The sequence below is a fragment of the Shewanella sp. SP2S2-6 genome, assembly GCF_031931965.1.
GTDB classification, from domain to species: domain Bacteria; phylum Pseudomonadota; class Gammaproteobacteria; order Enterobacterales; family Shewanellaceae; genus Shewanella; species Shewanella baltica.
This window is the reverse complement of sequence record NZ_JAUOEQ010000004.1, coordinates 63,328-86,280: the sequence shown is the minus strand read 5'-3', so window position 1 is coordinate 86,280 and position 22,953 is coordinate 63,328. Positions and strand designations below refer to the sequence as shown.

Here is a 22,953-nt window from a genome sequence, read left to right as displayed (position 1 = left end):
ACGTTAATGCAATGTAACTAGACTTGCAAGTCTAGTTGTGCGGAACTAGACTGTCTAGTCTATTTTGTGCTTAACTAATGCCAATTTATTATGTCTATCTATTCGAGAGTCGATATGACGCATTCCTCTGAGACGCAGTTACCTCTGAGCCGTAGCGAACAAAAACGTCAGCAAGTGCTTGTAGCTGCTATTGATTTATTTTGTCGTCAAGGGTTTCCCCATACCAGTATGGATGAGGTTGCCAAGCTTGCGGGCGTGTCGAAACAAACCGTCTATTCCCATTACGGCAGCAAAGATGAATTATTTGTTGCGGCAATCGAATCTAAATGTGTTGGCCATAATCTTAATGATGATTTGTTAAGTGATCCCACTAAGCCTGAATCGGCATTAACTCAGTTTGCCCTGCAGTTTGGGGAGATGATCGTCAGCCCTGAAGCTATTACGGTATTCAAAGCCTGTGTGGCGCAATCCGAAAGTCATCCCGAAGTGTCGCAGTTGTTCTTCGACGCGGGCCCGAAACATATAGTGGGATTATTGGCGGATTATTTAGTGACAGTAGAAGCCCTAGGGCAATATCGATTTGGTAACGTTCACCATAGTGCGGTGCGTTTATGTTTAATGTTGTTTGGTGAGCTAAAACTCAAATTAGAATTGGGCTTGGCGGCCGATGAACTCGTTAGCGATAGGAATGAGTATATTTTGGGTTGTGCAGACATGTTCCTGAAGGCGCATCGGGTTTAATAAAACTTGCACAATATAAAAGTATCATTTTGTATCTCAACATTGAAAGCATGAACCTTTTAGCTTGATAGCGCGTATTATGCGCAAAAAATCTGTTAATCATTTTAAATGCAAGGAGCTGACGTGGCTAATCGAGAACTCTCACCATCGAGCGCAAAACTGCGCCTGCTGAAAAGCGCTGTATTACTGTTGCCGTTAATGAGTTGTGCCGCTATTGCAGCGGATAAACCTTCGCAGGAATACAAGCCTTTTAGATTAAGTGTCGCGCAGATCAGCACCCAGAGTGCCGAGGTTGCCAATGGTAATACTGAGCTACAAAGGGACAGTTTATTACTGAGTGCAGGGATGAATGTTCCGTTAAATCAGCAATGGTCTTTGGGCTTTCGTGTGGGTTACGACAGGCTGGATTATGATTGGCGCAATATCACGCTCACTGGTGCTAACAATGTCGCCCCGCTGTTTGGTACCGACGGGCAGAATTGGGATCATATCAATCGTTACCGTGCCGGAGTGTCGTTAAATTATCGCATGGATAAACATTGGGCCTTCTTTTTAGCGCCGCAGATCCAATATGCCTACGCCGACACTGCATCGGCCAGCGAAGCCCAGAGTTACGGTATTGTGGCGTCTGCCATGTATGCATTTGATTCAGGAAATATGATTGGCTTTGGCGTCGCGTATCTCAATGATATCGATGAAGTTCGCACTGTGCCATATCTCGCCATGCGCTGGCAGATAGATGAACATTGGGCACTCGCCAATCCTTTCCAAGCCGGTTTTAGTGGTCCTGCAGGATTAGAGCTGAGTTATCGATTTAATTCCGATTGGAATGTCGGCTTTGGTAGTTCGCGTCGTACTGAGCGATTCCTGATCGAAGACGATGACACTGTAGTGGAAACGAACGAATGGGTGAGTTATCTGCGCGGTGGTTGGCGAGCAACGTCTGCAATAACAGTGAATCTTTACGCCGGATATTACTTTGATGGGGAGCTAGAAGTGACCGACCAAGCCGCGCTTGATATGGATAGCCAAGGCGCTGCGGCCTTGGATATCGAATTAAAATTCTAACGTTAATGTCAGTTATTTGCCTAGCATGGCCTCTTTGAGGCTTTTCTGGGCTGGCTTGTCACCTAGCCAAATTTTTAACAGTGCTTGACGGAACATTTCACCTTCGATGGTGGCTTGTTCCTGACCATTTTTATAGGCCGTCACGCCGCGGGCTTTATTGGCGACTAAGGTAAATTGGTCACCTTCTTTAATTTCTTCGTTAAACAGCGCCATAAATGCATCGATTTGCGGTTGAATATCGGCGGTGTTTTCTGCGGTCGCGTGCTCAAAACCTTCAGTGATCGCATCGCGCATTTTTTCTGAGGTGATCATGCCAGAGGTAATATTAAGGCGGATTGCCGCAATCGGAGCATCGATAACCGCTGCTGTGCTACTCAAGGCTGCTGGCAAATACAGACTGCCCACATATAAATCCATAAAGAACTTACTGCGAACGCCCGAGCCATTGAGCTGTAATGCTTGGCTATTTAACGTCACAGTATCGGCGACTTGCACACCTGATACTTCTTTGGCCATTAATGTGTGGGGTAATAACAGCGCGCTTGCTAGGGTAAGAGTGGAGAGTAACTTCATAATACACCTCATTTTCTATTTTAATTATTGGGTTTAAAGCAGATTTTATGAGTATTTACAGCAGAAAGTTGACCCCAACTTCTCAAATACTCGACACCGAAAATGGATGTTAATCTAAAGAAGAGGGGAGAGATAGGCTAATTGTGCCAAAGCATCATTCGAAAATGGTTAAATATGGCATACTCATCATTAAGTATGAGCATGCCAACAAGATGACTTATCGCGTAAAAGTATTGAAGTAATGGTATTGGCGTAAAACTATCGGCGGCAAATCATCCGCGAGTGCCTAGCTTGTACTGACCACTCTGTTCGAACATCACAGCTTGTTTCTGTTTTGGTGAGATCAAAATTGGACCGTCGTCGAAGAAGAGAAAACACTTCCAATTACGGACGAACACATCCCAACGAGTTTCAATAATCTGATATTTTTCATAGCAAAAATAGACGGTTGTCTCATCGGACCATTGAATGAACTCGGCTAACATGTCAGGTAAACAGCTATCTTCACTATCCCAAGCACTCTGCCAATGATCTGTTTCCACCCAAGCATCAGCCTTCGCCGCCCAGTCTCCCTTAGTAAATTGCTCCGCACGACTACTCTTGTTACTGATCCATTGATTCCAGATTTCCATCGCACTTTTATCTGTTAACGGCAGGATATGCGCCTTGTCCTCGTCTGTGACAGGCAAGTCTTTGTGGTTGAAAATCCACTTACGGCGGTATTGATCTAGCGGGATATAAGTGTTGGCCACATTAGCTCTTTATTACATAGTTAATTATGACCAATTATACCTAAGGTTAGCGGACTTGTGGATCTTAAGCTTACATAATTTGTCAATTTGACTTCAGTTCTAAATCACGGTAGAGCTGTTGTAAATGTGTTTGTGCTGCAAAGTTGTTCGGATCTAATGTTAATATTTCTGTTAATACGCTCACGGCTTGTTCGGGTTGGCCTATATCCTTCCAAAAAAGCCCAAATTTGAGAAGCACCGGAATATCAGTTGGGTATTTTTCTAAATAGTTTAGATAATAGTCTAACGCTTGTTGGTACTTACCTTGAAGCTTAAGTATCTGAGCATAGTGAGGTAAGTAATCGTCACTAAATACAATAATTTTACTATAAGTGTTTTCAGCCAGCGTAATATCCTTGAGTTTCAGAGAGAGTAATATAATTTGTTTTAGTTCAGTTTCCGTACGATACTCTTCTGAGATATTAAGTATAGACTCTAGTGCTGCGGACTCTTCGTGCAGAAGTAAAAATTGGTAACTCGAGGCTAAATAATATAAACGGGTTAACTCTGGGGTATTTTTGATAAATGGACTGATGTATTGAATCATTTTACTGATCCCAAGTAAGTGCTGATTTTGCATTAAGATAGCCAGTTTTTTAAATGCATCTTCCACATTATTGACAGTAGCCTCTTTTACACTGGTACTGTGATTATTTTGGCTAAGATACTGTAAGTATTCCTGTTCAATCTCATCGAGTAGAGCTATATCTGCATCATTCAACTTCTGATGGTCGGGCATATAGTTTTGTTTCCAAATTAATGCTCGGCCTAGCTGATTATCCTGCCGCCACTGTCTAGCAATCGCCGGTATATCTGTTGGCACAGTGAGTTCAGCTAATCTTATTTCCACTCTGGATGCGGCATCATTGATTAAGACGCTAAGTTCAGTGGCTATGTTTAAATATGCCTTATAGTAAATGTTATTATTTGTACTGAGATCTAATTGTGACCAATGTTCGCTCTGTTTTGTCGATAGGAAATGTGAGAATTCGTAGTAGCCGTAAAATTTAATTAAGCTTCCAAAATGGTGGTATTTTCGATTGAGTGTTTTTTCAATCTTGTCTATTTTTCTGTGTAGTTCGACAACGGTGTGTGTGGTACCCTCTATTTTTAGCATGGTATTTGAATAATGCAGGGCCTTTTTGAGCAATTTTATTAAGGCATTAAAAGTGTTTGAGGTTAAAGAGAGATCAGTTAGGGTATTTGCTAATAGCTTACGTCTTTGTTCGATAGATAGTTTGTGCTTACTTGGTTGAAGTATAGCTCTATCTTCAGGTGTAATTGTTGCTAGCACCAGTTGTTCTGGTGAAAGCTGTTGTATACCCTCAATTCTTGCAGCGTTTGCTGATAAATTGATACACTTTGCATGGTAAAAAGTCACTTCTTCTTGTAAAGATTGCATGGCTTGAAGGAGTTGTATTGGAGTTTCTGCCATTTCACCTGAATAGGTTTCTACCCACTCGAACATGACTCCTAAATTAGGGCCAATATCTGCGCCGAATGTATTCTTTGCATGGGTTGCACCAGACTGAGAATGACAAAAATCAGAGCCACAAAGTAATATTTGTTCAAATCCCATTTCTTCGGCAATTTGCACTGCGGCATTCGTTACGGTAGGGCCTTTTGGCAAAATATTATCGCTATCTCGAGAATCCCAAGGTATTCGTGGACCTGTGTATAGCACACTGCCTGCCCACTGTCCGAGTAATAGTGGACTAACATGATATGAGCAAATAAATAGACTATTTTCGTACAAGGCCATCATTTCTTTATTTACTGTCAACGCATGATCTTGGGGATCGACCGAAACTATGATATCCACAGGAATTCCTGCAATAGTCAGTTTATGCGCTACTCTCGATACAGCGAAAATAACCAACTGTTCTCGATGGCTTTTTATCCAGTCGATATGCTCATCTAAAGAAGGGCCTCCGCCTAAGACTATGCAGGTTTTACCCATGAATTTCTGTTTTAGTATGGATGCGGGCTGAAGAGTTTCGCTTAAATTAATTAGTTGCTTTTTAATAAAAATTTTCTGGGAAAATCCGATATTGCTTTCGAAGTGCTCGTGTTCTATTTTTTTTTCAACGAAATAATTTAATTGTGCATATTCATCAATGTAGTTCCCTGAAACTGCAATTGAACGATGAACTTTAAATTGATTTTTAGCAATAAAAATATTATTACGAGTTTCTTTTAATAATGCATCAAACATCTCAGGTGAACATATTTCAATTGATTCAGATAGTTCGTCTGGGACTTCAATTGTTAGTAAGTTCAGTACTGCATTAAAGTCTACAAAAATAAATTTACTGCCATCGGGAATAGCTAGCTCCATGACATAGTTAGCAAGTAAACCAGAATCCAGACCTATGACTATGTGTAGGGTATCTTTATGGGAAAACTCGGCCTTATACCTATTATTAAATAGCGTTTTCGAGTCGCATTGCTCAAAGGTGTTGCGATTAATGCTCGGTAGATAGTACTCATTGAATTGACTAACCGAGAAAACAGCGGAGAGAATGGGTTCGTTTACTGTCATCATCTGTTGTGCACCTTGTTATCTCGTTAGAGTCAAATTTTTGGCAAACATTGAGTATGTATGGACAATTTTCGCATATTTTCATGCTGATAACATAATGAAATCAAATTGATTTTGTAAACTTTAGCACGATTGCCTCACAAATAGTTATTGTATCTCTGGGACTTAATATCAAAATTTGTATAAAAAACGCTCGTTTTTTGCTTTTGATGATTTTGCTAATTTAGGGAAATAAGTCAAATTGCTCTGGATTAGACTTTTACTGTAGTCATATTGATGATTAAAACCACAGTTTGGAATAGATTGTCGTAAAAATTCTAAAAACGGTCGACAATTCAAATTAAGTTACTAAAATTATATAAATTTATGCATGGTTGTGGTTTAGTAGCTTTCATGTTTTTACCTATGGTAATCATCGTTTTGGCCTTACCGCCAGTGAATTTTGGTATGTTTTTTGCTTTATAACTAATGTTCCAACCTTAGTAGGTTGTGATATACCTAGTCAGATAGTGTTGGCACTACAGTGATCATTCGGAGCGTATATGTTTGACAATAAATCGATTCTCATAACAGGTGGAACAGGTTCTTTTGGTCAAAAATATACTAAAATGATATTGGCGAAATATAAACCAAAACGGTTGATTATTTTTTCACGTGATGAGCTAAAACAATACGAAATGCAGCAAGTTTATAACGCGTCTTGTATGCGTTATTTCATAGGTGATGTACGTGATGCTGATAGACTTGTCCAAGCGTTGAAAGATGTTGATTACGTGATTCATGCCGCTGCGTTAAAACAAGTACCTGCCGCCGAGTACAATCCTATGGAGTGTATTAAAACTAACATTCATGGTGCTGAGAATGTGATCAAAGCAGCAATCGCGAATAAAGTCAGGCGGGTAATTGCATTATCAACAGATAAAGCTGCGAATCCGATCAATTTATATGGAGCGACTAAGTTGGCTTCTGACAAATTGTTTGTTGCTGGAAATAATATTGTGGGTGAAGGTAATACCCGGTTTTCAGTGGTGCGATACGGTAATGTTGTTGGTTCTCGTGGTTCAGTAGTACCTTTTTTCAAATCATTAGTGAATAACGGTGCCGTTTCTTTACCTATCACTCATCCCGATATGACTCGCTTTTGGATTACCTTGCAAGATGGGGTGGACTTTGTGCTTAAGAATTTTTCCCGGATGCAAGGTGGTGAGATTTTTGTCCCTAAAATTCCGTCTGTTCGCATCACTGACTTAGCTGATGCCTATGGTGCAGGATTAAAGCGTGAAATTGTAGGTATACGCCCAGGTGAGAAAATGCATGAAATTATGTGTCCTGGGGATGATTCGCATCATACACTTGAGTTCGATGACCATTTTGTTATTACACCGAGCATTTCATTTTTTGGTAAGAATAATAACTATTCTACTAATATGTTAGGTGAAACAGGCACCTTAGTCGAACAAGGATTTGAGTATCATTCGGGTAATAATCCTCATTTCTTATCAATTGAGCAAATAAAGTTACTCGATGAGGAAGCATAATGATTCCTTATGGACATCAATCAATAAGTCAATCAGACATCGATGCAGTTACGGCTGTTTTGACTTCTGACTATCTGACCCAAGGTTCCCAGGTGCCTATGTTCGAATCGGCAGTTGCAACTGTAACTCGGGCAGAGTATGCCGTAGCGGGTAACAGTGCGACCTCTATGTTACATGTGGCCTGTTTAGCACTGGGTGTTTTACAACAAGATATCGTTTGGACTTCTCCGATCACTTTTGTAGCATCAGCTAATTGTGCTCTCTATTGTGGTGCGAAGGTTGATTTTGTTGATGTTGATCCCCTCACTGGTAACATGTGTGCAATTGCTCTCGCTAACAAACTACAAGAAGCCAAAAAGCAAGGTTGTCTTCCTAAGGTTATAATACCCGTTCATTTATGTGGCCATAGTTGCAACATGGATGTGATAGGAGCGCTTGCAAAGCAGTATGGTGTAAGGGTTATAGAAGATGCCTCACATGCTATAGGTGGGCAATATCAGGATCAATATATTGGTCAGTGTCAGTATAGTGACATTACGGTATTTAGTTTTCATCCTGTTAAAATTATTACTACTGCTGAAGGAGGTGTCGCGACAACTAATTGTGCAGAACTTGCTAAGGCGATGGTTTTATATCGCAGCCACGGTGTGACACGGGATAAAGATATGATGCTAAGACCTGATGAAGGGGATTGGTATTATGAGCAGCATTTTTTGGGCTTCAATTATCGTATGACGGACTTACAAGCTGCGTTAGGAAATAGCCAAATTACGCGTCTAGATGAGTTTGTAGCTAAACGTAATCAATTAGCTAGTCGATATCATTTCCTATTGAAAGACACTGGGGTTGAATTTGTCTCTCCGTTAGATAATACACTTAGTGCTTACCATCTTATGATGATTTTATTGCCTGAGAATATCGCCCGTAAAGTGGTTTTTGATGCGATGAGAGCGGCAGGTATTTGTGTGCATGTTCATTATTTCCCTGTGCATTTACAACCGTATTATTTAAATCTAGGTTTTGCTGAGCATGATTTCCCTCAAGCTGAGCACTTTTATCGCCATTGCTTAACCTTGCCGCTTTATCCCGATCTTAGTGACGAACAGTTAGTTTTTATTACTGAAACATTAAAAGGATTATTGTAGTGAACATAGCAATAATTCCCGCCCGTGGTGGTAGTAAACGTATACCGAGAAAAAATATTAAGGCATTTAATGGCAAACCCATTATTGCTTATACAATTGAAGCTGCATTAATTAGCGGTTGTTTCGATCGTGTTATAGTATCAACTGACGATGATGAAATTGCCGCTGTTGCGCTACAATATGGTGCTGAAGTTCCCTTTGTCCGTCCCTTAGCATTAGCCGATGATTTTGCGACGACAGGTGTGGTGGTGACGCATGCGCTTAACTGGTTAATAGAGTCTCACTCTAAGCCTTCGTTTGCTTGCGTTATGTATGCCACGGCCCCCTTTATTCGAGCGGAAATATTAAAAGACGCATATGCGATATTAAAGCAAAACAAGCATAAAAAGTTTTGCTTTGGCGTAGCAGAATTTCCCTCTTCAATTCAACGTGCCTTTAAAATAACGACTAACGGAGATGTTGAGATGTTTCAACCTGAGTATTTTAATACTCGCTCTCAAGATCTTGAAAAAGCTTACCATGATGCCGGTCAGTTCTATTGGGGCACGACAGAAGGCTTCTTGGAGAGCAAGGGGATGTTTTCGAGTGATTCTATACCATATCCATTACCTCGCCACCAAGTTCAAGATATTGACACTCCAGACGATTGGGTAAGAGCCGAGGCACTATATCAAGTGATGCTCAAGCAAAGTGCCTAAGATGAAGAGGATCGTTTTTAGAGTCAATGCTGGGCAGGGGATAGGGATTGGTCACTTAGTCCGTTGTGCCGTGCTTGCAAGAGAATTGATTCAACAAGGTCATAAATGCCTTTTGGTATTGGGAGCGGTCGAGCAGGAGTTATCTGCATTTGTTGAAGGACTCGATTATATTTCACTCAATTTAGTATCGCCAACTTGCTCAGATGAGTCACATGATGCTGTGTTATTTCTGAGCGTGGCGAATAATTTTTACGCAGACTGGGTTGTCGTGGATGACTATTATTTGGGTCGAGAATGGGAGTTATTGATTAAAGCACATGGCTATCAAGTATTGTCTATTGATGATCTTTGTCGCCCCCATGAGTGCGACATCTTGTTAGATGTACGTTGGCGTGGGGACAATACGTCTCTTTTTTACCAAGGTAAATTACCTTCACACTGTATGGCCTTACTTGGCCCAGAGTTTGTGCTGTTATCTGAACATTATCAACAAGCCGTTATACATTCGCAGCCTGCAGAACTGCCTTATACTCTCTTAGTAGGTCTTGGTGGTGGCGGAGATATTGTTACTATTCGCAAGTTAATAGAGAATTTAGAACCGTTAGCGAAACGAAATCAGATAAAGATTCAGGTTATCCTTGGGCCTCTGTTTGATGACCCTCTTACTTTTATCACTGAATGTGCGGACACTCCTTGGGTTGAGCCGCTCATTGGTATTAAAGAATTGTACCCTTACCTAAAGGCGTGCGATTTATATATAGGTGCAGCAGGCGGAATTTTATATCAATTGCTTGCGCTCAATAAACCAGCATTGACCTTTTCAACGTCAGAGAACCAAGTCACGCCAATAGATCAGTTAGAAGATATCGGCCACTTCTTCCATCTTGACCAATGGAGTGAGCAAGATGTTGCTTGTCTTCCTGAATTTGTGGATGCGGTTATAAGGCATAATGGCCGAGTCCAAGGTTTGCTTAATTCATCTCGATTTCATTTAGATGGGCTAGGGGTCCAAAGAGTCGTCAAAGCCATGATGGGCGAATTAACACCTGAGGAGAAAGTGAAACATTCTGCACCGTGTGTTGAGTTGATCCTCTCGAAACATCATAGTTTACGTCCTGTTAGCGATCGAGATATTAATCATTACCTTGATAGCCGTAACTTAGTAGCTAATGCGCAAAATATGATTAATGTGCAGCCCATTCCGCGTTTAGCGCACTATGCATGGTGGTTCAACACACAACGTGAGTCTTATTTACTGTCAAAAAACGGACAAGCTTGCTTGTATATTTGGCATCAAGTGAGACAAGTTGCACAACTACATTTTTTAATTGGCGGTTGGTTTGTTTGTGACGATGACACGGGATTCCAAGATGCGCTACTTGCACTTAATTGGCAGTTAACTCATTGTGATAAAAAGTATTCTGGTATTCCTTGGATTGCGGTTATTCATCGTGAGAACAAGTATGTGAAGCTGATGAATGATTATCTTGGCTTTGAGACAATAGACGAAACGCATCCCTATGCTTCAGCCATTGGCACGGTATTTGCTGATGCACATTATAGTCAGTTTTTCTTTGTAACTCGGACGACTAAGCCAGATCCGCAGCTACACAATATACAGGTGGTGGCAAAATGATCGCGATGGAAGTAACCCCACAACCGTTGAAGTTGGGATTTATTGGCGGTTCTTATACTTCGGCCGTGGGTTACGCCCATGGTGCAGCTAGTCAGTTGGACGGGCGTTGGCAATTAGTTTCTGGATGCTTTTCCCGCGATATAGATACCAGTTTAAAAACGGGCGCGACATGGCATCTTCCTGCAGATCGTGTGTATTCCGATTGGCAGCAATATATTGCCAAAGAGGCGGCGTTGCTCGATGCCGTTGTCGTGCTAACTCCAACACCAAGTCACGTTGATGTCGTATGTGCCTTGCTGCAAGCAGGAGTCGCTGTTATATGTGAAAAAGCGATGGCGGCGGATTTACAGCAATCGATAGCGATCCAAAAAGCCCTCGATGAGACTAAAGGATTCCTCGCTGTGACCTTTAACTACAGCGGTTATCCTATGGTGCGAGTGTTACGCAGGCATGTACAAGAAGGCACTTTTGGGGAGCTTAAACAGATCCAAATTGAGTTTCACTCAGATGGTTTTATTCAAGCACCAGAAAAAATGCATCCTCAAGCTTGGCGTTTGGTGGATGGTGCAATCCCTACGATTTTATTAGATCTTGCCGTGCATGTGCAGCATCTGAGTGAGTTTATTACTGGACAAATTCCCTTGAGCGTAAATGCCGATTTTCATCATTTCTCGATTTTTGATGGCATAGTCGATGACGCCTATTTGTGGGCAAAATTTGAAAAGGGGATGCGGGCTTCCTATTGGGTTAGTAAGACAGCTTTAGGCCATCGTAATGGGCTTAGAGTCAGATTATTTGGTGAACAGGCGAGTGCAGAGTGGTATCAGGAGGAGCCGGAGCGTCTGCATATCTACGGTAAAGACTCTGTGCGGATGACCTATGATAGAGGCAATTGTCATTTTAAAGAAGAAGTCCGCGAACGCTTTAAACCTGGACATCCCGCTGGCTTTGTTGAAGCTTTTGCTAATCTTTATAACGATATTGCCGATGCACTAGTTATGTTCCGTAAAAAGGGGCAATTTCAGTCGCCTTATGTATTTGGTTGGCAGCATGCCCATGATGGTCTCGTTATGTTAGACGCTGCTGTACAGTCAAATAAAACTGAGAGATGGGTTGAGATAAATTAAAGGTTATGTGCAAATGAAGATTAATATTGGTGAGCGCGGGATTGGTGACGAAGAGCCCTGTTATGTGATTGCTGAGTTATCGGGAAATCATGGCGGAGATATCCGTAAAGCAGTTACCCTACTTAAAGCCGCTGCCGATGCGGGAGCCGATGCCATTAAACTGCAAGTATATCGTCCTGATACTATTACGCTAAATGTGGATCATGGTGATTTTGCTATCCCAATGGATAACGCATGGGCAGCTTATAAAAATCTTTATGAATTATATGAATATGCTCATACTCCTTGGGAATGGCTACCTGAATTATTTGCCGAGGCCGCGAAACTTGGGGTTGAGTTATTTGGTTCTGTCTTCGACGAGACGTCAGTCGACGAGCTAGAAAAATTTGCTGTAAAGGCTTATAAAATAGCGTCTCCCGAAATTGTCGATCTAGCATTGCTAGAAAAAGTCGCCAAGACAGGTAAGCCAGTCATAGTCTCTACTGGGCTGGCAAGCTTAGAAGATATTTGTCGTGCGGTAACTTGTCTTAAGCAACACGGTTGTGAGCAAATAATTTTACTCAAATGCACAACAGCCTATCCTACACCTCCAGCAGAAGTTAACCTAAAAACGATACAGCATTTAAAAGACACATTCCAATGTCCTGCTGGACTTTCTGACCATACAGTTGGTATAGGCGTATCGATTGCAGCTGTTGCGTTAGGCGCAAATGTAATTGAAAAACATATAAAATTGGATGATGGAGAAGAAACTGTCGATAGCTTCTTCTCACTAACAGTCGCTGAATTTCAAACGATGCTGGCAGAGATCCGTCGAGCGGAATTGGCGGTTGGCAAAGTAGATTACAGCTTAACGCCCGGTGCGAATAAGAATCGAAATGGACGACGCTCACTGTATATTTCGGCACCGATGCAGCAGGGTGATATTTTTACTGAGCTGAATGTTAAATCTGTGCGGCCAGGTTTCGGTCTTGACCCACAATATAAGTCACTAATTTTGGGGCGCAAAGCGGGTAAAGATCTCATCGCTGGCGACAGATTAAGCTGGGATGTTATTCAATAGTCTGAAATGTTTCATTTAAAAATGGGTGAGTAGTAATGACAATAAATGACGTGACAAATTTTATCATCGATTATGTGCGGCAACATTTAGAAGATGACAGTCAGATTATTGATGAAAATTGCAATTTTGTTTCAACTGGCTACTTAGACTCATTTGCTATTTTGAGTCTTATCATGACATTAGAAAGTCAATACGAGATTAAGTTCGCGCCAAGTGAACTCGCAGAGTCTGAGCTCCAAGTCATAGGTAATTTAGCGCAAGTGGTGGTGAATAAAATTGCGGGTAGAGACTGATGTCTTGCTTATATGAGAGATTTAGGCTGGTTGCCCAGCAGTTTCATGATAAAACTGCGTTGATCGATGGCGATGAGTGTTATACCTATGGCCAGCTGTTGTCACTCATTGAATTATGGTGCAAGCAGATTGTACTGATTTGCCAAACTCAAAGACCGCGAGTAGCGCTGTTAACTGACTCTCTATTACATTCTTTTACTGTCTCTGTTGCGATCGCAAAATTAGATGGTGCATGTATACCTACGAATGCACAAATGCTGGCACCACAGTTGTTGGCCGGATGGAACGCGACAGATGTTAATCTTGTGGTTTACGATCGTAGTGTTAGCGCAAAAGTGCATTCTTTAGCCTTGCCGTTTGGTATTATAGCCACTGATGCATTGGCGATACCTACGGGGAATATTCCTTCCAATCACAATACTTACGCTAATAATATTGAATTTACTCAAGATGATTGCCATGCGTCAGAAGCGCTTAGCTCGTTGGTCCAAGAAGCCATAGATAACGACTTTTTGATCACCCTTTCATCTGGCTCAACCGGTGATCCTAAACCTATTGTGGTGTCACAAAGTGTCAAACTTGCAAGAGCGCAACAGACTTGGGATCTGTATCATTTAACGTCTGACGATGTAGTGCTATGTGCTTCACCATTTTTTCATTCTTTAGGTCAGCGACTTAGTTTTGTACCCTTATTATTGGGAGCCACTTTAGTGAGATTGGCCCCCTTTACGCCAAAACAGTGGTTAGTGTTAGTTGAGCAACATGCGGTGAGTTTTGTGATCAGTGTCTCGTCGCACCTGTATGCCTTAAAAGATGAACTACTCGATAACGCGATAGCATTAAAGTCACTGAAAACTATAGTGACGTCATCAGCTCCTATAGATGCGGCTTTTAAAGAGAAAATTTTTGACGCAATTGGCTGTGATTTTCACGAAATTTATGGCGCGACAGAAATTGCCGTCGCAACCAATTTAGCGCCCTGTGATGCAAAATTTAAATTTAATACTGTCGGCTACCCATGTGAAGCGATCGATGTTCGAATACTCAATTCAAATCTATGCGTCTGTGGGATCAATGAGGTTGGGGAAATAGCAGTAAGGTCTCCACTAGCGTTTAGCGGTTATTACCATAAACCTGAATTAACATTGGCTGCGTGGCATGGAGATTATTTTCTAACTGGCGATCTCGGTAAACTCGATAGCGAAGGTTTTTTAACTTACGTTGGTCGTAAAAAAGACGTTATTATTTCGGGGGGCATCAATATATATCCGAAGGATATTGAGGCTGTACTCTCCACGCATGAAAGAGTGTTAGAAGTGGCTGTTATCGGTGTAGATGACCAGTTGCTAGGTGAAGTTATCGTCGCCATCTGTATTGTAAAAGATGCAGATCGTTTAGAGCCACAGCTTCGAGCCTTAACGAACCGTTCATTAGCGCCTTTTCAGCGTCCTCTAAAATACTTTTTCCCAGAAAAATTGCCATTAACGGCAACGGGAAAAGTGTCTAAGAAATTGTTGAGGGAACAGTATAATTCCTTAAATAATGGTTGGACAGCCGTACTTGAAACGATGTTGTACGGGAGGAAAGGCTAATGAGTGAAAGGTATATTTTTGGTGCAGGCATTCAAGGTGAAATTTTTTTTCAAAGTTTTCAATTCTCATCGATCACACTTGATGGTTTTATTGATGCTTATAGTCAACAGACTCATCTATATGACTTGCCGATAATACGCCAAGAAGATATCGAGAACAAAGACGCCGAAATATATATATCAGTAGGGTTATTAAGTCGACGTATCAAGTCTGAGCTTGTGGCACAGGGCTTTACTAGAGTATATGACTTTACAGAGTCCATTTTTGCTTGTCCTGCTATTATCCAACAATTAATTCCCCACAGTCTTTGGTATTCAGCCGTGATTGATGAAATGGTGGAACTCGAGCAATTGGCAAAAGTAAGGGGTCTGTTATTTGATGATAAGAGTCGGCAATTATTAGATCAAATAGTTCGTTTTCGTCAACATCATCGAGTTGAAGATTATCCAATCCCCGATCCTCATATTCAATATTTTGCTGAAGATATACCTGTTTTTAACCATTTGTCAGCACTGCGTTTTATTGATGCGGGTGCATATAATGGCGATACGTTAACCTCATTATTTACCGCTGCGCAATTACATGCACTACCGGTAGAATACTGCGCTAGTTTTGAGCCTGACCCCATTAATCTATATAAATTAAACTGTAGAGTTAAAGCCTTGGGGTTGGAACATCAGGGGCGAGTATTTATTTACCCTGCTGGCGTATGGAGTAAGTGCTGTTTGTTAGCTTTTGATGCTGAACACAGTACTTCAAGCCGATTAACCGGAACCACGGGATCACAAGATAATTTGGTGAGTTGTGTGGCACTCGATGACGTGGTTTTTGGAGGATCACCCAACTTTATCAAAATGGACATAGAAGGGGCTGAAATGGCGGCTCTTTTAGGGGCAAAGAATATTATTCAAACATATCGCCCTGTTTTGGCAATTTGTCTCTATCACAATCCTAGCGATTTATGGGATATTCCTTTGATGATCAACGATATGGTTCCAGACTATGACATGTACATTAGAGTCTATGGTGATATGTTATTGGAAACTGTGCTGTATTGTATCCCAAAAAAACGCAGTGAAAATGTTGGACCCGATAAGGAATAATAAATATATGTGGAAAGAGCAAGTTAACGCCATGATATCAGACATGCGTAATGAGGATCCCAGTTATCAGCCAAGTCACTTCTGGCAACATGGTGCAAAGAGCTTGCAGCAGGATCTAGCCGATTACGGGATTGAAAATTTTCGAACGCTAAATAGCGCCCTAGGCTATTTCGTTCCAACATATTTATTTCATGGCTGGGTTTTACAGCCAGAACGTTATCAAAATATGTTAACTGTTTGTGATGGCGCCCTTCAAAATGACCGGCGCGCCATGATGTCAATGACGGAGTTTTTATCGGGTGAAACTCATGCTAAAAGTGACTATCGAGTGTATAAAGCGAGTGAGCAGTTACGTGCCCCGTTTACACAAAATTTCAGTGAAAGCCATGTAGGTAACCCATTAGAACAGTTTGAGTTTGATGGACATTTTTATAGTCGCTCTAGTTTAAATTATCTACTAGGATTAAATTTTCTTAAGCAACATATACAAGATATTTCGGTCAAAACTGTCTTAGAAATCGGTGGTGGTTTCGGTTCACTCGGTGAGATTCTACTAAGTGATAGCAGAAATGAGACTTTTTATATAAACGTAGATATTCCTCCGACCTGTCTCTTTTCCAGTTATTATTTAAAACAGGTATTGGGTGCACATCTTGTGGCAGATTATGCCCAGTTACAAATTTACCCAGATTTGAATATTGATACACTACGTACTGAGTTTAGTGCCGTAGTCATGTGTCCTTGGCAGTTACCTGAACTCACTGGCGAAATTGATCTTTTTGTGAATTTTATCTCCTTCCAAGAAATGGAGCCTGAAATAGTACAAAATTATCTGCAACATGTAACACGGTTAAAAAGTAAATACGTGCTATTGCGTAATCTTCGCGAAGGAAAACAGGTCGCAAAAGACCACTCTCATGTTGGTGTTAAAGTGCCTATCTTGGGAGATGATTATGATAAATTCCTACCTGAGTACGAGCTTATTGCCACAAACGTATTACCTTTTGGTTTTCAAACAATTGATAAATTTCATTCAGAATTACGACTTTACAAAAGAAGTTAATATACATAAGCCTTGTCAAAATTAGGTTAGTGAAATAAGGAATTAAGTTATGAAAGCGGTTATTTTGGCTGGTGGATATGGAACACGTATTTCTGAAGAAACTTTGTTCAAACCAAAACCGATGATTGAAATTGGTGGTAAACCGATTTTATGGCATATAATGAAGCTATATTCCGCTTATGGTATTAATGACTTTATAATTTGTTGTGGGTACAAGGGATATGTAATTAAAGAGTATTTTGCAAATTATTTTCTTCATATGTCCGATGTGACCTTTGATATGCGAAATAATAAGATGGAAGTACATCATCAGATGGTTGAGCCTTGGAGGGTAACCTTAGTCGATACAGGTCAAGAGACTATGACTGGAGGACGATTAAAACGAGTAGCCGAATATATTGAAGGAGAATCAGCTTTTTGTTTTACATATGGTGATGGGCTCTGCGATGTTAATATCCAGAATGTAATTGATTTTCATATGGCTAAAAAAGTGAAAGCGACTTTAACTGCAACTCAAGCCCCAGGCCGTTTTGGAGCGCTCAATATTTCTGGTGACCTTGTAACGACCTTTAAAGAAAAACCAAAGGATGATAGTTCTCTGATTAATGGTGGTTTTTTTGTTTTATCTCCTGAAGTATTAAATTATATTGAGGGTGATAACACTAGTTGGGAAGAGGGACCTGTACAAATGCTTGCAGAGGAAAATAATCTCGCAGTGTTTAAACATAATGGTTTCTGGCAACCCATGGACACACTTAGAGATCAGAAATACCTTCAGGAAATGTGGCAGAATAATCAGGCACCGTGGAAGATATGGTAACAAATCAGCAATTTTTTAAGGGAAAAAAAATCTTAATCACAGGACATACTGGGTTTAAGGGGAGTTGGCTTTGTTGTCTGCTTAAACATTATGGTGCAGAAGTCATTGGTTTCTCTCTTGCCCCTTTAACCCAGCCTAATATGTTTACCTTGTTAAATATCAATGCGAATATTGAGTCTATTATTGGTGACATCCGAGACTTTGATACTATAAAAAGAGTGTTAATCGATCATCAACCTGAGATTGTCATTCACATGGCAGCGCAAGCATTAGTTCGTCATAGTTATGACCATCCTGTTGAAACTTATAGCACTAATGTAATGGGTCTTATTAATGTTTTTGAAGCAATACGATTAACAGAGAGTGTTAAATGTGTCCTCAATGTAACTTCCGATAAGTGCTATCAAAACAGGGAATGGCATTGGGGATATCGAGAAAGTGATTCCCTTGGTGGATTAGATCCTTACAGTAGTAGCAAAGCATGTTCAGAGTTAGTTACCAGTTGTTACCGTAATTCTTATTTAAGTCAATCTGGAGTGATCGTGGCTTCAGCAAGAGCGGGAAACGTTATTGGTGGTGGTGATTGGTCTGAAGATCGATTAGTGCCAGATCTAGTTCAAGCTTTCAGTTTACAACAGATAGCAAGTATTCGAAATCCGAGTGCTATCCGTCCGTGGCAACATGTTTTGGAACCTTTATCTGGTTACTTAGAACTGATCAATTACCTTTTGAGTCGTGATGGGAATCCTGATGAAACTTCTTACGCTTGGAATTTTGGTCCAGCAGAAACCGATGCAAAAACTGTTGAATGGGTAGCGCAACAGCTAGCAAAAAACTGGGGAGATGGTGCATATGTCAAAAGTGAACCTCAAATTAATGCTCCACACGAAGCTCATTTTCTTAAGTTAGATACATCTAAGTCACGCAGTATTTTAAATTGGCAATCTAAGTGGGAAATTGAACTGGCCATTGAGAAAACGATAGAGTGGTACAGTGGGTTTTATCAAGGTAAGAATATGGCATCAATAACCCAAACACAGATTCATGAATATTTGAATGATAAAGGTGATTAGCTTGACTGATACTTCTAAAAAATTGACAAAAATTAGAAAAGATATCGCTGATTTGGTCAAAGAGTATGCTGCAATTAAAGCCATACCCCAAAAATTTTATGGTGGTGATACGCCTATTCCACCTTCTGGAAAGCTTATTGGGGTTGATGAATACTCCAACATGGTTGAAGCATCACTTGATGGATGGTTAACAACAGGCAGATTTAATGACACTTTTGAAACTGATTTGTCATCAATACTAGATATAAAAAATGTCTTAACGACTAATTCAGGTTCTTCAGCAAATTTATTAGCGTTAGCAGCATTAACTTCATCACGCTTAGGTGACAGAGCATTATTACCTGGTGATGAAGTTATTACAGTTGCTGCAGGCTTTCCTACAACGGTTAATCCATTAATTCAATATGGATTAATACCAGTGTTCGTTGATGTTATGCTGCCAACATATAATATTAATCCTGATTTAATCGAAGAAGCTATCAGTAAAAAAACCAAAGCCATTATGTTAGCTCATACTTTAGGTAATCCATTTGATATTGATGTGATTATGCATTTGGCTAAAAAATATAATCTATGGGTAATTGAAGATTGCTGCGATGCATTAGGATCGACTTATCAACCATCATTGGCTTATTCTAAAGGACGTAATACATGTATTGAATCTGGCGTGGAGCGTTTGGTTGGCACTTTTGGTGATTTGGGGACATTGAGTTTTTATCCTGCACATCATATTACAATGGGTGAAGGTGGGGCTGTATTTACGGATAGTGCGCTTCTAAAGAGTACTGTAGAGTCATTTCGCGATTGGGGACGGGATTGTTATTGTGCTCCAGGAAAAGATAATACCTGCAATAAACGTTACTGTTGGAAGCTAGGGAGTTTACCTCAAGGTTATGACCACAAGTATATTTATAGCCACGTAGGTTACAACCTAAAGATTACTGATATGCAAGCGGCCTGTGGTTTAGCACAATTAGGTCATTTAGCTGAGTTTATTATGGCTAGAAAACGCAATTTTGAGTATCTAAAGACGGGCTTAAAATCTTGTGAAGAATACCTTATCTTACCTGAAGCAACGCCGAAGTCATCACCCTCTTGGTTTGGTTTTCCATTAACATTAAAACGTGATAAGGGCATCGAACGCTTAACATTACTTCAGTTTTTGGAATCTCGGCGAATAGGTACCAGACTTTTATTTGCTGGCAATGTAACTCGTCAGCCCTACATGAAAGATAAAAAATATCGAGTCTCAGGTCGTCTTAATACGACTGATTTAGTGATGGAAAGCTCATTTTGGATTGGTGTCCAACCAGCGTTAACAACGGAAATGCTAGATTATGTAATTGAATCTTTTGAAGATTTTTTCTTAAAAGAAAAAAGACTTTAGTTTTTTTGTAATCAGGTCGATACAAGTGTGTTAATGCTTGCGTGCTGATTTATAGGGTAGCTTGAGAAAGGAGAAGGACTATTAATACTTTAGAAAGAGAAATGCTTAATATTCTTAAGCAACTCAAAGATAACCATGGTGTCGTTGCCGTTAAAGCAGAATTTGAGGCAGAAGGTACTCGAAGTGATGAGTTTTTACGTTTGTTAGAGATCACTCGCAGAGCAGGCTTAGATGTAGCACTAAAAATTGGTGGCGCTGAGGCAATTCGCGATTTATTTGAAGCAAAACAATTCGGAGCTGATTACGTTGTTGCGCCTATGGTTGAAACGCCTTATGCATTAAGCAAATATATAGGAGCATATGAAACTGCGTTTACAAAGGACGAACTCGAGGATACTTCATTCTTATTCAATGTTGAGACAAAGACAACATTTAACAACCTAGCGCAAATTATTGATGTGATAGTTTCATCTGCGACTAAACCTGGAATTGTCTTTGGCCGTGTTGATTTTACTCAATCAAATGGAATGAAGCGTGGTGATGTTAATTCTGACAAAATTCTTGAATATTGTCTCGAGGTTGCTCGACAATGTAAGTTAGCAGGTATTGAGTTTGTAGTTGGTGGTGGTGTGTCATTAGATGCAATCGATTTTTTGCAAGCTCTAAAGGCAACGTATCTAACTCGTTTTGAAACAAGGAAAATCATTTTCAATGCAGATGCTTTGTCCATGGCTAAGCTCAGAAAGGGGTTGCTATTAGCTGTTGAGTTTGAACTGTTATGGCTTCAGAATAAGCATAATTACTATGCATGTATTGCTAAAGAAGATGAAACTCGGCTGGAATTGCTATCTACTCGAGTATTACAACTTCGGCAAGAAGTTGGCTAATTAGATGTCTATTCAGTTAGTTATTTTCGATCTTGATGGAACTTTGGTTGATAGTGCCAGAGAAGTGACGCAAGTTATTAATGAAATGCGTCGAGTTCGTGATCTTAAGCCTTTAAACCAAGATAGTCTATTGCAGGAGATGGGTCATGGAGCCGATAGGATTTTATCCTTGGCACTTCCTCAGTCAATTGAACCCGTTACATGCCTTGTTGCAGAGTTTCGGGACCGTTATAAATTGATATCAACACCGAAATCTTCTCTCTATCCAAATGTAGAAGCAACACTCAAGTTTTTGAAAAAAATTGGTTTTAAGTTAGCTGTATGCACAAATAAACCTTCAGCGCTCTGTGATAAAGTTTTACTTGAAACTGAAATTGCAGAGTATTTTGACGTTGTTATATCAGGTAGGCCTGAACATATAGCGAAACCGAATGCTGAACCTGTCTTAAGAGTGTTACAACAACTTGGCCTAGAACCTGCTAGTGCATTATTAGTTGGGGATACCACCATTGATCAAAAAGCGGCTAAGGCGGCCAATGTGCCCTTTATTTTTTTCAGCTCGGGCTATGATGATGGTGTAGCAAGAGGAGATATATATTGTGATATCAATGATATGTCGCAGCTCTTAGCTATGCGTCCGTTTAGTTTTAAAACTATTTCGTGTATATAGGACCCAACTATGACTAACGATGAGATTGTCGCCAAAGTACAACCGCGAATATATTCAGCGGTAAAAGTACCCATTGAAGATAGAGTACCTTTAAAAACACCATTTTCAGTTCATATAGATGTGTCAAGTATTTGCAATTACCGCTGTAGTTTTTGTTTTCAAGCCGACAATAGAGCAATGAAAAAGGTTGACTTGAAGCGTGGGAAAATGAGCGTGGAAATGTTCAAGAAGATTGTTAATGATCTTGCTGAATTCCCTGAAAAGATTAAAAAAATTAAAATTGGTAATCATGGGGAACCTACATTACACCAAGATCTTCCTGAAATGATTAAGTATGCTAAAGAAAAAAATGTTGCAGAAATTATCGAAGTTTTTACTAATGGTTCGAAGTTAACACCTGAGTTAAACCGTGCACTAGTGGATGCTGGATTACAACGTATTAATGTATCAATTGAAGGTTTAAGTGATGAAAGATACATGCAGGTTGCCGGTGTAAAGCAGAATTTTAATGAGATAGTTGAAGGTGTAAGACATCTTCATAGCATTAAAGGGCCTGAACTTACTATTTATGTGAAAATCGCGGACCAAACAAGTGCTCTTGATAAAGGTAATAACACAACATTCATTCTAGATGAAACAGAACGTCAATATTTTTTTGATACTTTTGGTGGTATTTGCGATGAAATTTTCATAGAGAAAATAGTACCTCAATGGGCAGAAACACAACTCGATAAGCAAAATGAAGTTGCTAAAACGGGGATGTATAATCAAAAAATAAAAAAATATAAAGATATTTGTCCGTTCACATTCATGTATTTGCATTTTAATTGTGATGGTCAAACTAGTCCTTGTACTTTGGATTGGCCAAGAAAGGTTGTCATTGGCAATGTAAATGAACAAAGTGTAAAAGAAATATGGGAAGGAAAGTCTCTACATCAATTACGAGTTGCTATGCTAAAAGGACGAAGAGAGCAGATTAATTTTTGTAATAACTGTTCTGCTCCTATGGTTTGTGTTGATGAGGATCTTGATCCACATAAGGAAAAAGTTTTAGCAGCGTTAAATGCATTAGATGAATCACTTGATGATAATGAGTGGATACAGTCTAATGAGTGGAAAATAAAAGAAATATTATAATTAACT

At 40.1% G+C, this 22,953-nt stretch carries 21 protein-coding genes; 18 read left to right on the top strand and 3 right to left on the bottom strand.

Annotated features, from left to right (window positions below; translation table 11 throughout):
* Positions 1-114: 114 nt before the first annotated feature.
* The gene (locus Q4Q57_RS04975) at positions 115-741 is read left to right on the top strand and encodes a TetR/AcrR family transcriptional regulator (protein WP_311890045.1); all 627 of its coding nucleotides are present in this window, start codon (positions 115-117) and stop codon (positions 739-741) included.
* A 123-nt stretch (positions 742-864) separates the two neighbouring features.
* Positions 865-1,809 (top strand): DUF6268 family outer membrane beta-barrel protein, encoded by a 945-nt coding sequence (locus Q4Q57_RS04970; protein WP_311890044.1) that lies wholly within the window; start codon positions 865-867, stop codon positions 1,807-1,809.
* A gap of 12 nt (positions 1,810-1,821) precedes the next feature.
* On the opposite strand, the gene Q4Q57_RS04965 is transcribed toward Q4Q57_RS04970, so the two are convergent.
* The 3 genes from Q4Q57_RS04965 to Q4Q57_RS04955 all read right to left on the bottom strand — a co-directional run bounded on the left by Q4Q57_RS04965 (position 1,822) and on the right by Q4Q57_RS04955 (position 5,718).
* Complete coding sequence (locus Q4Q57_RS04965) at positions 1,822-2,382, bottom strand: chalcone isomerase family protein (RefSeq protein ID WP_311890043.1); 561 nt, start codon at positions 2,380-2,382, stop codon at positions 1,822-1,824.
* A 272-nt stretch (positions 2,383-2,654) separates the two neighbouring features.
* The gene (locus Q4Q57_RS04960) at positions 2,655-3,134 is read right to left on the bottom strand and encodes a DUF2947 domain-containing protein (RefSeq protein ID WP_311890042.1); all 480 of its coding nucleotides are present in this window, start codon (positions 3,132-3,134) and stop codon (positions 2,655-2,657) included.
* Positions 3,135-3,216: 82 nt separating this feature from the next.
* A complete protein-coding gene (locus tag Q4Q57_RS04955) occupies positions 3,217-5,718 on the bottom strand; it encodes a 6-hydroxymethylpterin diphosphokinase MptE-like protein (RefSeq protein WP_311890041.1) in 2,502 nt (833 codons plus the stop codon).
* 539 nt (positions 5,719-6,257) lie between these two features.
* Here Q4Q57_RS04955 and pseB point away from each other — a divergent pair.
* The 16 genes from pseB (at position 6,258) to Q4Q57_RS04875 (ending at position 22,947) form a co-directional block, all read left to right on the top strand.
* The gene (gene pseB, locus Q4Q57_RS04950; protein ID WP_311890040.1) at positions 6,258-7,253 is read left to right on the top strand and encodes a UDP-N-acetylglucosamine 4,6-dehydratase (inverting); all 996 of its coding nucleotides are present in this window, start codon (positions 6,258-6,260) and stop codon (positions 7,251-7,253) included.
* Positions 7,253-8,398 carry a UDP-4-amino-4,6-dideoxy-N-acetyl-beta-L-altrosamine transaminase gene (gene pseC, locus Q4Q57_RS04945; RefSeq protein ID WP_311890039.1) on the top strand — a complete coding sequence of 382 codons (1,146 nt, stop codon included), beginning with the start codon at positions 7,253-7,255 and terminating at the stop codon, positions 8,396-8,398. The genes pseB and pseC overlap by 1 nt, the downstream gene beginning before the upstream one ends.
* Positions 8,398-9,096, top strand: a complete 699-nt coding sequence (pseF, locus tag Q4Q57_RS04940; protein ID WP_311890038.1) for a pseudaminic acid cytidylyltransferase — start codon at positions 8,398-8,400, stop codon at positions 9,094-9,096. The genes pseC and pseF overlap by 1 nt, the downstream gene beginning before the upstream one ends.
* 1 nt (position 9,097) lies before the next feature.
* Positions 9,098-10,732 (top strand): UDP-2,4-diacetamido-2,4,6-trideoxy-beta-L-altropyranose hydrolase, encoded by a 1,635-nt coding sequence (gene pseG / locus Q4Q57_RS04935; RefSeq protein ID WP_311890037.1) that lies wholly within the window; start codon positions 9,098-9,100, stop codon positions 10,730-10,732.
* A gap of 5 nt (positions 10,733-10,737) precedes the next feature.
* Entirely contained in the window at positions 10,738-11,859 is a 1,122-nt protein-coding gene (locus Q4Q57_RS04930) for a Gfo/Idh/MocA family oxidoreductase (protein ID WP_311890036.1), read from the top strand.
* A gap of 13 nt (positions 11,860-11,872) precedes the next feature.
* A complete protein-coding gene (gene pseI, locus Q4Q57_RS04925) occupies positions 11,873-12,922 on the top strand; it encodes a pseudaminic acid synthase (RefSeq protein ID WP_311890035.1) in 1,050 nt (349 codons plus the stop codon).
* A gap of 35 nt (positions 12,923-12,957) precedes the next feature.
* Positions 12,958-13,215, top strand: coding sequence for an acyl carrier protein (locus Q4Q57_RS04920; RefSeq protein WP_311890034.1), 258 nt, complete (start codon positions 12,958-12,960; stop codon positions 13,213-13,215).
* Positions 13,215-14,807 carry a class I adenylate-forming enzyme family protein gene (locus Q4Q57_RS04915; protein WP_311890033.1) on the top strand — a complete coding sequence of 531 codons (1,593 nt, stop codon included), beginning with the start codon at positions 13,215-13,217 and terminating at the stop codon, positions 14,805-14,807. Before Q4Q57_RS04920 ends, Q4Q57_RS04915 begins: the two co-directional genes overlap by 1 nt.
* Complete coding sequence (locus tag Q4Q57_RS04910; RefSeq protein WP_311890032.1) at positions 14,807-15,910, top strand: FkbM family methyltransferase; 1,104 nt, start codon at positions 14,807-14,809, stop codon at positions 15,908-15,910. The genes Q4Q57_RS04915 and Q4Q57_RS04910 overlap by 1 nt, the downstream gene beginning before the upstream one ends.
* A 7-nt stretch (positions 15,911-15,917) precedes the next feature.
* Positions 15,918-16,973, top strand: coding sequence for a putative sugar O-methyltransferase (locus Q4Q57_RS04905; RefSeq protein ID WP_311890031.1), 1,056 nt, complete (start codon positions 15,918-15,920; stop codon positions 16,971-16,973).
* A gap of 49 nt (positions 16,974-17,022) precedes the next feature.
* Positions 17,023-17,793: a glucose-1-phosphate cytidylyltransferase gene (rfbF, locus tag Q4Q57_RS04900; RefSeq protein WP_263196077.1), complete on the top strand. Its 771-nt coding sequence runs from the start codon at positions 17,023-17,025 to the stop codon at positions 17,791-17,793.
* Positions 17,787-18,866: a CDP-glucose 4,6-dehydratase gene (rfbG, locus tag Q4Q57_RS04895; protein ID WP_263196119.1), complete on the top strand. Its 1,080-nt coding sequence runs from the start codon at positions 17,787-17,789 to the stop codon at positions 18,864-18,866. Before rfbF ends, rfbG begins: the two co-directional genes overlap by 7 nt.
* Position 18,867: 1 nt before the next feature.
* Positions 18,868-20,253: a lipopolysaccharide biosynthesis protein RfbH gene (rfbH, locus tag Q4Q57_RS04890; protein ID WP_311890030.1), complete on the top strand. Its 1,386-nt coding sequence runs from the start codon at positions 18,868-18,870 to the stop codon at positions 20,251-20,253.
* A gap of 101 nt (positions 20,254-20,354) precedes the next feature.
* Entirely contained in the window at positions 20,355-21,140 is a 786-nt protein-coding gene (locus tag Q4Q57_RS04885) for an aldolase/citrate lyase family protein (RefSeq protein WP_263196075.1), read from the top strand.
* A 4-nt stretch (positions 21,141-21,144) separates the two neighbouring features.
* Positions 21,145-21,810, top strand: coding sequence for an HAD-IA family hydrolase (locus Q4Q57_RS04880; RefSeq protein WP_311890029.1), 666 nt, complete (start codon positions 21,145-21,147; stop codon positions 21,808-21,810).
* Positions 21,811-21,819: 9 nt separating this feature from the next.
* Positions 21,820-22,947 (top strand): radical SAM/SPASM domain-containing protein, encoded by a 1,128-nt coding sequence (locus Q4Q57_RS04875; protein WP_311890028.1) that lies wholly within the window; start codon positions 21,820-21,822, stop codon positions 22,945-22,947.
* The last annotated feature ends 6 nt before the right edge of the window (positions 22,948-22,953 follow it).